At 63.2% G+C, this 11,890-nt stretch carries 13 protein-coding genes; 10 read left to right on the top strand and 3 right to left on the bottom strand.

The features are described from left to right. Complete coding sequence (locus ACN50D_RS21655) at positions 1-459, top strand: hypothetical protein (protein WP_202427395.1); 459 nt, start codon at positions 1-3, stop codon at positions 457-459. On the opposite strand, the gene ACN50D_RS21650 is transcribed toward ACN50D_RS21655, so the two are convergent. Beyond that, positions 456-1,046 (bottom strand): TetR/AcrR family transcriptional regulator, encoded by a 591-nt coding sequence (locus tag ACN50D_RS21650; protein WP_003943994.1) that lies wholly within the window; start codon positions 1,044-1,046, stop codon positions 456-458. The genes ACN50D_RS21655 and ACN50D_RS21650 overlap by 4 nt on opposite strands. A 220-nt stretch (positions 1,047-1,266) precedes the next feature. Between ACN50D_RS21650 and ACN50D_RS21645 the strand changes: the two genes are divergently transcribed. Beyond that, positions 1,267-2,805 carry an FAD-binding protein gene (locus ACN50D_RS21645; RefSeq protein WP_211921116.1) on the top strand — a complete coding sequence of 513 codons (1,539 nt, stop codon included), beginning with the start codon at positions 1,267-1,269 and terminating at the stop codon, positions 2,803-2,805. 28 nt (positions 2,806-2,833) lie between these two features. Here the strand turns inward: ACN50D_RS21645 and ACN50D_RS21640 are convergent, their stop codons facing one another. Further along, on the bottom strand, positions 2,834-3,343 hold the full coding sequence (locus ACN50D_RS21640) for a MarR family winged helix-turn-helix transcriptional regulator (RefSeq protein WP_030536759.1): 510 nt from the start codon (positions 3,341-3,343) through the stop codon (positions 2,834-2,836). 174 nt (positions 3,344-3,517) lie between these two features. On the opposite strand from ACN50D_RS21640, the gene ACN50D_RS21635 reads away from it, so the two are divergent. Continuing rightward, positions 3,518-4,300 (top strand): dioxygenase, encoded by a 783-nt coding sequence (locus ACN50D_RS21635; protein WP_050656510.1) that lies wholly within the window; start codon positions 3,518-3,520, stop codon positions 4,298-4,300. 58 nt (positions 4,301-4,358) lie between these two features. Here ACN50D_RS21635 and ACN50D_RS21630 read toward each other — a convergent pair whose 3' ends face one another. Next, positions 4,359-4,817 (bottom strand): peroxiredoxin, encoded by a 459-nt coding sequence (locus tag ACN50D_RS21630; protein ID WP_007728696.1) that lies wholly within the window; start codon positions 4,815-4,817, stop codon positions 4,359-4,361. Positions 4,818-4,874: 57 nt separating this feature from the next. Between ACN50D_RS21630 and ACN50D_RS21625 the strand changes: the two genes are divergently transcribed. The 7 genes from ACN50D_RS21625 to ACN50D_RS21595 all read left to right on the top strand — a co-directional run bounded on the left by ACN50D_RS21625 (position 4,875) and on the right by ACN50D_RS21595 (position 11,798). Then, positions 4,875-6,461 carry an anthranilate synthase component I gene (locus ACN50D_RS21625; RefSeq protein ID WP_007728697.1) on the top strand — a complete coding sequence of 529 codons (1,587 nt, stop codon included), beginning with the start codon at positions 4,875-4,877 and terminating at the stop codon, positions 6,459-6,461. Beyond that, positions 6,458-7,162, top strand: a complete 705-nt coding sequence (locus ACN50D_RS21620) for a TIGR02234 family membrane protein (protein WP_030536757.1) — start codon at positions 6,458-6,460, stop codon at positions 7,160-7,162. Before ACN50D_RS21625 ends, ACN50D_RS21620 begins: the two co-directional genes overlap by 4 nt. Positions 7,163-7,287: 125 nt before the next feature. After that, positions 7,288-8,097 (top strand): indole-3-glycerol phosphate synthase TrpC, encoded by an 810-nt coding sequence (trpC, locus tag ACN50D_RS21615; RefSeq protein WP_003944016.1) that lies wholly within the window; start codon positions 7,288-7,290, stop codon positions 8,095-8,097. Positions 8,098-8,171: 74 nt separating this feature from the next. Then, entirely contained in the window at positions 8,172-9,521 is a 1,350-nt protein-coding gene (gene trpB, locus ACN50D_RS21610; RefSeq protein WP_058037527.1) for a tryptophan synthase subunit beta, read from the top strand. After that, the gene (gene trpA / locus ACN50D_RS21605) at positions 9,518-10,321 is read left to right on the top strand and encodes a tryptophan synthase subunit alpha (RefSeq protein ID WP_003944010.1); all 804 of its coding nucleotides are present in this window, start codon (positions 9,518-9,520) and stop codon (positions 10,319-10,321) included. The genes trpB and trpA overlap by 4 nt, the downstream gene beginning before the upstream one ends. Next, on the top strand, positions 10,318-11,376 hold the full coding sequence (lgt, locus tag ACN50D_RS21600) for a prolipoprotein diacylglyceryl transferase (RefSeq protein WP_172403549.1): 1,059 nt from the start codon (positions 10,318-10,320) through the stop codon (positions 11,374-11,376). The genes trpA and lgt overlap by 4 nt, the downstream gene beginning before the upstream one ends. After that, on the top strand, positions 11,373-11,798 hold the full coding sequence (locus ACN50D_RS21595; protein WP_030536756.1) for a TM2 domain-containing protein: 426 nt from the start codon (positions 11,373-11,375) through the stop codon (positions 11,796-11,798). The genes lgt and ACN50D_RS21595 overlap by 4 nt, the downstream gene beginning before the upstream one ends. Positions 11,799-11,890: the final 92 nt, after the last annotated feature.

The raw sequence follows: 11,890 nt of genomic DNA, 5'->3' as shown, positions 1-11,890 counted from the left end.
ATGGTCATAGCGCTTGCAGCGTTGGTCTTGATGGGAGTCGGCGGCACTGCGATCTGGAGTCACCACCGTTCGGGGGACGCTGAAACCGCACGTGCCGAGGTGATCGGTGTGGCGCCCACGCTCGTCGAGAAGCTCTTGAGCTACAACAGCGATACCGTCGACGACGATCTCGCACGAGCGGCCGAAGGCGCCGGCGGATCGTTTCAGGACAGTTTCACCGAATTCGGATCGAAAACAGTTGCCCCACAGTCGAAGGAGCAGGGAATCAGCACGAAAGCCCGAGTCGTCGATGTCGGTGTGCTCTCCGTTGCCGCGGACCGCGCGGAAGTGCTCGTGTTCGTCGATCAGATCACGACGAGTACCGCGCGGCCGGCACCAGCGTCGACGTCGAGCCGAGTCGAGGTGACACTCGATCGAGTCGACGGCACATGGCTGGTGAGTGCCATGACCCCCATCTAGTGAAGGTTGTCGCGGCCCGCCATGATCAGCCTGGCAGTGACTTCGAGCCGGTCTGCGATCTGCGAATAGGACTCGTAACCCATGCCGGCTCGAACAAGCGCTCCGGACCAGGAGATTTCGAGTGCTTCGAGTACGTCGGGATCGTATGACGGCCCCAGCGCCTCGATGAGCCGCTCGCGGATGTTCTTGCCGATACGTCCCCGAAGGTGTTCGACGTCGGGATCATTGCCCATCATCGCCGTGGTCACGGCCGCGGCCAGCTCCGGTTCGTCGGAAACGAGGAGTGCGACGCTTCGAAGGACCGAGCAGACCTGCGCTTCTCGTTCCGCCTCGGGGGAGGGCTCGTGAGGTACCGCGTCGAGTCGGCGCCAGAACAGTTCTGCCACAAGGTGACTCTTGGACGAAAAATAGGTGTACGCCGTAGCCGCGGCGACACCGGCTTCCGCTGCCACCATTCGCACAGTCAGATCGGCAAACCCTTTGTCGCGCAGGACCGTGATCGCTGCCGCGGTCAATCGATCGACGGTTTCGGCTTGCTGCTGGGTCAGTCGGCGGCGAGTGGACTCGAACTTGGTCTTACCAGACATGTGTCCAGACACTACGGGATCGGACCCGTGCGGGCAAAGTGTGCGCTATCTCCGCTCGTTCTCGCTCCCGCTCGGCGTCATGTCTCGCTCCCGCTCGGTGTCATGTCTCGCTCCCGCTCGGTGGGACAGAATTTCGAACCCCCGCGATCGCTAAGTCCATGTGTTAGAACGATTTCTAGAACATGTTCGGAAACTGTGCCCAGAATCAGAGAGGCTGACGATGACGAAGTGGGACGAGACGTGCGACGTACTCGCTGTGGGATCAGGTGGTGGACTCACCGGCGCGTACACGGCAGCCCGCGACGGCCTCGACGTCATTGCGATCGAAGCAACCGACAAGTACGGCGGAACAACGGCGTACTCGGGCGGCGGCGGAATGTGGTTCCCGTGCAACGCCGTTCTTCGTCGGGGCGGGGACGTCGACACCATCGAGGATGCGCTGGAGTACTACCGATCAGTGGTGGGTGATCGTACGCCCGCCGACGTTCAGGAAGCCTACGTTCGAGGTGGCGCCGGGTTGATCGACTACCTCGAAGAGGACTCGAACTTCGAGTTCCAGATACTGCCGTGGCCCGACTACTTCGGTGAGGAGCCCAAGGCTCGAGCGAGCGGACGGCACATTGTTCCCAAGCCGATGAACGCGAACAAGCTGGGTGCGCTTCGTGATTCGCTTCGTCCGCCGCTGGCGACGGAACGGCTGGGGGAGGAGTTGCCGAAGTACCTCGTCGGCGGCCAGTCGTTGATCGGTCGATTCCTGTTGGCTCTTGCGGAACTCCCGAACGCCACCATGCACCTGAAGACCACTCTCGAGGAACTGGTTGTCGAGGACGGAGTGGTGGTCGGAGCCGTCGTCGACCGAGATGGTCGGCGTCGAACCATTCAGGCGCGCAGAGGAGTGATCCTCGCCGCCGGTGGATTCGAGCAGAACGAGACCATGCGTGCCGAATTCGGTGTCCCCGGATCCGCTCTCGACACGATGGGCTGCCCCGGCAACCTCGGGAAGGCGCACCAGGCGGCGGTCGCCGCGGGTGTCGACACCGACCTGATGGGCGAGGCCTGGTGGTCGCCGGGACTCACCCATCCAGATGGGCGCTCCGCGTTTGCGCTGTGGTTCACCGGCGGAATCTTCGTGGACGACGACGGTCGTCGATTCGTCAACGAATCAGCGCCGTACGACCGCTTGGGTCGCGCCGTCATCGAACACATGCGGGCAGGGAAAGTAACCACGCCGTACTGGATGATCTACGACAACAGAGAAGGCGCAGTGCCGCCGGTGAAGGCACCCAACGTACCCATGGCCCAGACGGAGCAGTATGTGGCTGCGGGGTTGTGGAAGAGTGCACAGACGCTCGAAGACCTCGCTGCCCAGATCGATGTTCCCGCAGCGGAACTGGTGGAGACCGTGAAGCGATTCAACGCGTTTGCGGCGACTGGCGTCGACACAGACTTCGGTCGAGGAGACACTGCGTACGACCGCGCCTTCTCCGAGGGGGCTTCGCCGCTCGTACCGATCGATCAAGGGCCGTTTCACGCTGCCGCTTTCGGCATCTCCGACCTCGGGACCAAAGGTGGTCTACGGACCGACGCGACCGGGAGGGTGCTCAAAGCCGACGGTACGGCGATTGCCGGGTTGTACGCGGCGGGGAACACGATGGCAGCGGCCAGCGGGACTACGTACCCCGGCGGTGGAAACCCGATCGGAGCGAGCATGCTGTTCAGTCACTTGGCTGCACTCGACCTCGCGAAGCTGCCGTCTTGATCATCAGTCGCTCGTCTCGGGGATGTGGTCAGGCCTTGCCGAGTCCGGCGGCGATTCCCTTGTCCAGTTGGGTGAGCATTGCTGTACCCAACGACGAAAGCTGGGCGACCTGGCGATCGTCGAGGCCCTCGAAGAGGAGACCTTGAACTGAGGCGACGTGCGGCGGCGCGGCCGCGACCACCTTTGCCATTCCCTCGTCGGTGAGCACTGCGTTGGAGCCGCGGCTGCCACGAATGACTTCCCGTTTCACCCAGCCGGCCTTCTCCATCTTCGTGATCACGTGCGAGAGGCGGGACAGGGACGCGTTCGCGCGCTGGGCCAGTACCGACAACTGGAGCTTGTGGTCGGGGGCGTCCGAGAGTGCCGCGAGTACGAAGTATTCGAAGTGTGTGAGTGCCGAATCGCGTTGTAGTTGAGTGTCGAGTGCGGCAGGCAACCGTGTCACGAGAGCGATCAGTGTCAGCCATGCTTCTTGCTGCTCGGCTGTGAGCCACTTCGTCTGAGACTGCGCGTCGGGCTGCGCGGTCGGTTCACTCATCGGTGACTTCTCCTTCGGGTCGAGCATTCTTCGTGCACGGAGCGTGCTTGTGTACAGCGTCTCAGACGCATGTCCAGAAGAATCCTGCGGGGAATAGTTGCGGGACGCAAGTGTTGAGTTCTATATTAGGTTGAAACTTCAACTTACGACGAATGTCTATCCCGAGGAGTCCGTATGTCCACCACAACCATGCCTGCGCTGTATCTCAGCCACGGTGCTCCGCCGCTGGTGGACAGCGCGTTGTGGGTTGACCAGTTGGGGGCGTGGGCCGGCGATCTTCCGCGGCCGACGGCAATCCTCGTCGTATCGGCGCACTGGGAATCAGCACCGCTGACGATCGGATCGACGACCACGGGCACCCCGCTCATCTACGACTTCGGTGGTTTTCCCGAGAGGTTCTACCGCGCGAAGTACAACTCTCCCGGCACTCCGGAACTCGCCGCCCAGGTTGCCGCGTTGATGCCGGACAACGAACGCGTGGTTCAGCAGCCGAATCGAGGCCTGGATCACGGTGCCTACGTGCCGCTCACGGTGATGTACCCGGACGCAGACATCCCGGTACTGCAAATTTCGCTGCCCACCCTCGATCCCGAGCGTTTGCTCCATCTCGGACAGCGCCTACGGCCACTCCGTGAGCAAGGTGTACTGATCGTGGGATCCGGATTCACCACGCACGGGCTACCGTTCCTGCGCGATCCGTCACCGGAGGCGCAGGCCCCGGGATGGTCGGCGGAATTCGACGCGTGGGCAGGGGAGAGGTTCGCTGCCGGTGACGTCGATTCCTTGATCGACTTCCGCGCTCAAGCTCCCGGGATGCCGTACGCGCATCCGACCATCGAGCACTTCGCCCCGTTGTTCGTCACGCTCGGTGCGTCGTCCGATCCGGAACAGGTGCCCACCCAGGTGATCGACGGATTCTGGATGGGGCTTGCGAAGCGCTCGATTCAGGTCGCCTAGAGATTTCAAATCGCGCAGAGAAGTCAGGTTGCGCAGAGAATCAGGTCGCCCAGGTGAGTCAGCTTCGATTGCGAAGGAACTCGAGCGCCTGGTCGCCGTGGGTGTTGGCGCGTAGTTCACTCGAGATGACTTTGAGGACGGTGCGGTCGGTGTCGATCACGAAGGTCGAGCGTTTGACCGGAGCCAACTTGCCCAGGAGTCCGCGCTTGACGCCGAACTGTTCGGCTACCTTGCCGTCGGTGTCGGCGAGTAGGGGGTAGTCGAAGGATTGTGCGGTGGCAAAGGTGGACTGAGCTTCGACCGTATCGGTGCTGATGCCCGCTCGCGAAGCGCCCACCGCGGCGAATTCGCTGCCGAGGTCACGGAAGTGGCACGCCTCGGCGGTGCACACCGGCGTCGAGGCTGCCGGGTAGAAGAAGAGGACCAAGGGTCCGTTCTCGAGCAGGCTCGTCAGCGAGCGCGGAGTCCCGTCCTGGTCGGGCAGTGAGAAATCGGGAGCGAGTTGGCCTGGTTTCATTCGGCCGAGGTTACCCGCGCACGACGGCCACATGGGGGAGCCTGGGATGATGGAGCCATGCACGGCGAGCCCACCTCCATGTCCGCACGGTCATCCGACACCGCGATCGTCGGTGACGCGTCCGATTCCACCACGACCCGGGAGCAGTTCCGAGCTCTCGCAGCTGAGCACCGGGTCGTTCCGGTCACTCGGAAAGTGTTGGCGGACTCCGAAACTCCGCTCTCGGCGTACGAGAAGTTGGCCGGCAATCGTCCCGGCACCTTCTTGCTCGAGTCGGCCGAGAACGGTCGTTCGTGGTCGCGGTGGTCGTTCATCGGCGTCGGGAGTCCGGCTGCACTGACCGTCGTGGACGGAGAGGCGGCCTGGTACGGCAACGTTCCGGCCGGCGCTCCGGCCGGCGGCGACCCGATCGACGCGCTCGGTGCCACCCTCGAGCTGCTTCGTTCGGAGCGGCTGCCCGACCTGCCCCCGCTGACCGGCGGAATGGTCGGATTCCTCGGCTACGACGCGGTGCGGCGCCTCGAGAGATTGGGTGACTCCGCGGTCGACGACCTGCAGATCCCCGAAATGGTCATGCTGCTTGCCGCCGACATCGCCGCAGTCGATCACCACGAAGGGGCGATCACCCTCATCGCCAATGCCGTCAACTGGGACGGCACGGACGAGCGCGTCGACACGGCGTACGACGACGCAGTCGCAAGGTTGGACGCGATGACTCGTGCTCTCGCGGCGCCGGCGAAATCGACGGTGTCGACATTTTCGAAAGCGACTCCGAACTACCGTCGTCAGCGCACCACCGAGAGCTTCGGTGTCGATGTCGAAAAGTTGATCGGCGACATCGAAGCGGGCGAGGCATTCCAGGTAGTTCTCTCGCAGCGATTCGAGATCGATTGCACTGCAGCACCGATCGACGTGTACCGGATGCTGCGAGCGTCGAACCCCAGCCCGTACATGTATCTGCTCAACGTGCCGAACGGTGATGGAGAGACGGCGTTTTCGATCGTCGGTTCGAGCCCTGAGGCACTGGTAACCGTCGCCGAGGGCGTCGCGACAACACACCCGATCGCTGGAACCAGATGGCGCGGTGCCACAGAGGAGGACGACATCCTGCTCGAGAAGGACCTCCTCGCCGACGAGAAGGAAAACTCCGAGCACCTCATGCTCGTCGATCTGGGGCGAAACGATCTGGGTCGTGTCTGTCGCCCGGGCACGGTGAAGGTGCACGACTACCGGCACATCGAGCGGTACAGCCACGTGATGCATCTCGTATCGACGGTCACCGGACATCTGGCCGAGGGAAAGCACGCTCTCGACGCCGTCACCGCATGCTTCCCCGCTGGAACCCTCTCGGGGGCGCCCAAGGTCCGTGCGATGCAGCTGATCGAAGAACTGGAACCGACCAGGCGCGGTATCTACGGCGGCATCGTCGGCTACCTCGACTTCGCCGGCGACGCCGACACCGCGATCGCGATCCGAACGGCATTGATCAAGGACGGGATTGGATACGTCCAGGCTGGCGCCGGTGTCGTCGCCGACTCGGATCCGGTCTACGAGGACACCGAGGCCCGCAACAAGGCGATGGCAGTGCTGAGCGCGATTGCGTCGGCGCACACCCTGCGCACCATCGGAGGTGACGATCAGTGAGTGAGAACGAGTCGAGTGCAGCGGAGCCTACAAGCGTTTCTCGTGGCACCGCCGTGCCGAGAACGCTTCTGCTGGCGTTGTCGGCAGCAGCTCTGTGGGGCAGCTCACGAATGACGTGGGTTCATCTGACCTCGAGCGACGGCAAGACGCTGGAGAGGACGACGGATCTCGACGGCAGCACCTGGGCGGCGGCGATGACTCCGCTCGCGCTCGCGCTTCTGGCGGCGATCGCGGCGTCGTTTGCGGTGCGAGGTTGGGCACTTCGGGTAGTCGGACTGTTGGTTGCCCTCGTCGCCGTCGCGGTAGCGGTTCCGGCAGTGCAGTTGTTGGTGTCCGGAGCCTCTGCGGACCGAGCGGTGGAGTTGGCCGAGTTGTCCGGTCACCCGGAAGATCTCTCGACGACTGTTTCGGTACTGCCTGCCTTGCTTGCGTTGGTCGGAGCGGTGGCGGCGCTCGGCGCGGCAGTACTTCTGATGCGCAAACCTCCAGTGCGAGGCGGGTTGTCGTCGAAATACGACAACCCTGCCGCGCGCCGCGAGGCCGCGGCCAAGCTTGGTCAGGGAGACAAACCTGCATCGGACGAGCCTGTGACACAACGGATGTTGTGGGATGCGCTCGACGCCGGAGAGGACCCGACAGCGACTGACGGGGACGACGGAGTTGGGGGAGACAACGGCGCGAAACCGGGGTCGTCCCACTGAGTAAGACTGAACCCTCACCTGCGTGGGTACCCCGACGGAGTAGCAAAATTTCGTCCCACTAGGCTGAGACCACCCTGATGACGTATCTCACATCGGGCTCTTGCCCAGAAAGGATTCGGGCCACGATGACCGTACTCGACTCGATTCTCGACGGGGTGCGCGCTGACGTCGCCGCCCGCGAAGCCGTACTCGACTTCGCTGCAGTCAAGGCTGCTGCGGCCGCTGCACCGCCTGCACTCGATGCTGCAGCAGCACTTCTGGAATCGAGCATCGGCGTCATCGCCGAGGTCAAGCGAGCGAGCCCGTCAAAGGGTGCGTTGGCCGACATTGCCGATCCCGCTGAGCTTGCCGCGGCGTACCAAGCCGGTGGCGCACGCATCATCAGTGTTCTCACCGAAGAGCGCCGTTTTCACGGCTCGTTGGCCGACCTGGACGCAGTCCGTAAAGCGGTCACCATTCCGGTGCTCCGCAAGGACTTCATCGTGGGGCCGTACCAGATTCACGAGGCTCGCGCTCACGGCGCCGACGTCATCTTGCTGATCGTCGCGGCACTCGAGCAGCAGGCGCTCGCCTCGTTGATCGATCGCACCGAATCTCTGGGAATGACTGCCCTCGTCGAGGTGCACACGGAGGAAGAAGCCAACCGCGCGCTCGAAGCCGGCGCCAAGGTGATCGGTGTGAACGCCCGCAATCTCAAGACTCTCGAGGTGGACAAGAACACCTTCGGTCGCATCGCTCCCGGTCTTCCGACCGAGACGATCAAGATTGCCGAGTCCGGTGTTCGCGGAACTGCCGATCTGTTGGCGTACGCCGGGGCGGGCGCCGACGCAGTGCTCGTCGGTGAAGGCCTCGTGACCAGCGGCGACCCGCGCAAGGCCGTCGCAGATCTGGTCAATGCAGGTGCGCACCCGTCCTGCCCCAAACCGTCTCGATAAATCGCTTCACCCGCCCGGCGTGCTTTGATGCACCCGGGCGGTGACCAGCGACACCGTTGGGGCAGACTGGTGGGGTGACTTCACGTACTCAGGAACCAGGCTCCGGTGCAATATTCAAGGGCGGCAATCTGCCGCCGGCCAGCGCGGGACTCACCGAGCGCTCCCACGATCCCGACGCCGGAGGCCATTTCGGCGTCTACGGCGGACGGCATGTGCCGGAAGCCCTCATGGCGGTTATCGAGGAAGTCACTGCGGAGTACGAAAAGGCTCGAGCGGACGACACGTTCTTGAACGAACTCGATCGCTTGCAGCGCGATTACACCGGGCGCCCGTCGCCGATTTTCGAGGCAACGCGAATGAGCGAGTTCGCCGGCGGTGCGCGCATCCTTCTCAAGCGTGAAGATCTGAACCACACCGGTTCTCACAAGATCAACAACGTTCTCGGTCAGGTTCTGCTGGCAAAGCGTATGGGCAAGACCCGCATCATCGCCGAGACCGGAGCGGGCCAGCACGGTGTGGCATCGGCCACCGCCTGTGCACTGCTCGGTCTCGAGTGCGTCATCTACATGGGTGCTGTCGACACCGAACGTCAAGCACTGAACGTCGCACGCATGCGCCTGCTCGGCGCGGAGGTCGTTTCGGTCGAGACCGGTTCGCGCACGCTCAAGGACGCGATCAACGAAGCCTTGCGCGACTGGGTTTCCCACGCGGACAACACCTATTACTGCTTCGGTACCGCGGCAGGCCCGCACCCGTTCCCCACCATCGTTCGGGACTTCCAGCGAGTGGTCGGCCTCGAAACACGCGTCCAGGTTCAGGCACTGACCGGCCGCCTGCCCGATGCAGTCACAGCCTGCGTCGGAGGCGGCTCCAACGCAATCGGAATCTTCCACCCGTTCATCGACGATCTGTCGGTACGGCTGGTTGGCTACGAAGCAGCCGGCGACGGTGTCGAAACCGGAAGGCATGCAGCAACGTTCGCCGGCGGTACCCCTGGCGCATTCCAGGGTGCCTACTCCTACCTCCTCCAGGACCAAGACGGTCAGACCATCGAATCGCACTCGATCTCTGCTGGTCTGGACTACCCGGGGGTCGGACCCGAGCACGCTTACCTGAGCGATATCGGGCGCGCGACCTACGAACCCGTCACCGACAGTGAAGCCATGGATGCGCTGCTGCTGCTCTCGCGCCGCGAGGGCATCATCCCGGCCATCGAATCGGCCCACGCCGTCGCCGGCGCACTCCGACTGGGCAAAGAACTCGGTGAGGGCGCGATCATCGTCGTCAATCTCTCCGGTCGCGGTGACAAGGACATGGACACCGCCGCAAGCTGGTTCGGTCTTTTCGACGGCGCCTCAGGTCAGGCAGCCGCTCCGGATGATGCAGCAGACGAGAACGACAACACGGAAGGCTCGGACAAGTGAGCGAACGACCATCACGCCTCGCACCCACCTTTGCCGCGTGCAAGGCTGACAAGCGTGCCGCCCTCGTCGGTTACCTGCCTGCCGGTTATCCGACCGTTCCCGAATCGATCGACGTGTTCAAGGCGATGGTCGACGGCGGCTGCGACATCATCGAAGTCGGTGTCGCGTATTCCGATCCGGTCATGGACGGTCCGACCATCCAGCGTGCAGCCGAAACCGCACTCACCAACGGCGTTCGCCTTCGCGACATCTTCACCGTGATCGAGCAGATCAGTTCGGTCGGCGGCAAGGCCGTCGTGATGACCTACTGGAACCCGGTACTGCAGTACGGCGTCGACAAGTTCGCACGAGACCTCGCTTCCGCCGGCGGGCTCGGACTGATCACCCCCAACCTCATTCCGGAAGAAGCCGGCGCCTGGATGGAAGCATCCGAGGAGCACCACCTCGACCGGATCTTCCTTGTCGCTCCGTCCTCGACGGAAGAACGACTCGCGATGACACTCGATGCGAGTAGTGGATTCATCTACGCGGCCTCGACGATGGGTGTCACCGGCGCTCGCGACGCCGTGTCTTCGATGGCTCCGGAACTGACCGCACGAATCCGCGCGCATTCCGACATTCCCGTCGGCGTCGGATTGGGAGTTCGCTCCGGCGCACAGGCTGCCGAAATCGCGGCATACGCCGATGCCGTCATCGTCGGCTCGGCTCTGGTCTCCGCGGTCGAGAACGGCCTGGGAGCGGTTCGCTCGCTCACCGAAGAACTCGCCGAGGGCGTCCGCTCGGCTACCGTGGCGTCGTGACCTCAACTGTGGACCTGCTGGCCTATATCCCCAGCCCGCCCCAAGGCGTCTGGTACGTCGGACCGGTGGCGCTTCGCGCCTACGCGCTCTTCATCATCCTCGGCATCATCGTCGCGATCGTGTGGGGAGATCGTCGTTGGGTCGCCCGCGGCGGCGAGAAGGGGACCGTTCTCGACATCGCGATCTGGGCCGTTCCCTTCGGTCTGATCGGTGGCAGGCTCTACCACGTTTTGACCGACTGGCCCGCCTATTTCGGCGAGAACGGTCAGCCACTCGACGCACTCAAGGTGTGGCAGGGAGGCCTCGGAATCTGGGGAGCAGTGTTCCTCGGCGGCATCGGTGCGTGGATCGGCTGCCGTCGACGCGGCATTCCGGTGTCCGCGCTCGGTGATGCGATTGCGCCCGGAATCTTGCTCGCGCAGGCCATCGGTCGTATCGGCAACTACTTCAACCAGGAGTTGTACGGTCGCGAGACCACCGTCCCGTGGGGCCTCGAGATCTTCGAGCGTGTGAACTCTTCCGGCCAGCTCGATCAACTGGCAGGTGTCTCCAACGGAGAAGTCATTCGGGTCGTTCACCCGACGTTCCTCTACGAAGCTGTGTGGAACGTCCTGATCGTGATCCTGCTGGTCCTCGTCGACCGCCGATTCAAGATCGGCCACGGACGTCTGTTTGCTCTGTACGTCGCGGGCTATTGCCTGGGCCGGTTCGTCGTCGAACTGATGCGCGACGATTTCGCCTATGAGATCGCCGGCATTCGCGTCAACACATTCACTTCGGGGATCGTGTTCTTCGCCGCACTGGCCTACTTCTTCCTGGCGAAGAAGGGTCGTGAGGATCCGGCTGATTTGAAGTCGAAGGACTACGTCGCTGCGGTAGCTGCCGGCGAAGCAGGAGTCGCGGCGCCAGTTACCGAAACTGATTCGGCGAAGGCCGATGCTGAAGATTCTGAATCCGATGCTGCTGAATCCGCTTCCAGTGAGGCAAGCGCCTCCACGGCAGCGTCGGATGAGTCGTCGGACGCGGTGAAGCTGTCGAAGAAAGACAAGCCGTGACAGGTCCCTATTCGCAGGGGGGATTCCCCGAGGATCAGGGACCGGTCTACGGCGCGCCCAATCCGTACGGATATCAGCAGCCATTGCCGCCTCCATCGATGTACGGGTTCGGAGATCCCTACGCCCCGTACGGTCGGCACCCGGTAACCGGGGAACCGTATTCCGACAAGTCGAAGGCCACCGCTGGACTGTTGCAGATCTTGCTGGGCTTCTTCGGAATCTGTGGAGTCGGGCGCCTCTATATCGGAAGTGTCGGCATCGGATTGTGCCAACTGCTCGGCATGTTCTTCGCGCTGTTCATGTCGGCGTTCCTCATCGGAATTCCATTTGCGATCGGAATCTGGATCTGGGCGTTCGTCGACGGCATCGTGATACTTTCGGGCAATGCGCGGGACGGTGCTCGCCGGCCATTGCGAGGATGAGTCGCGAGCGCGAACCGAGGAAACATGTGTGGGGGACTGGCCTCGAGAAGGTCGAACCTTCTCGAAGTCCGATAACAAAAGCTATTACGTAC

The sequence above is a fragment of the Rhodococcus sp. SB1D genome, assembly GCF_048573875.1.
GTDB lineage: Bacteria > Actinomycetota > Actinomycetes > Mycobacteriales > Mycobacteriaceae > Rhodococcus_F > Rhodococcus_F qingshengii.
This window is presented reverse-complemented; position numbering and strand designations above follow the sequence as displayed.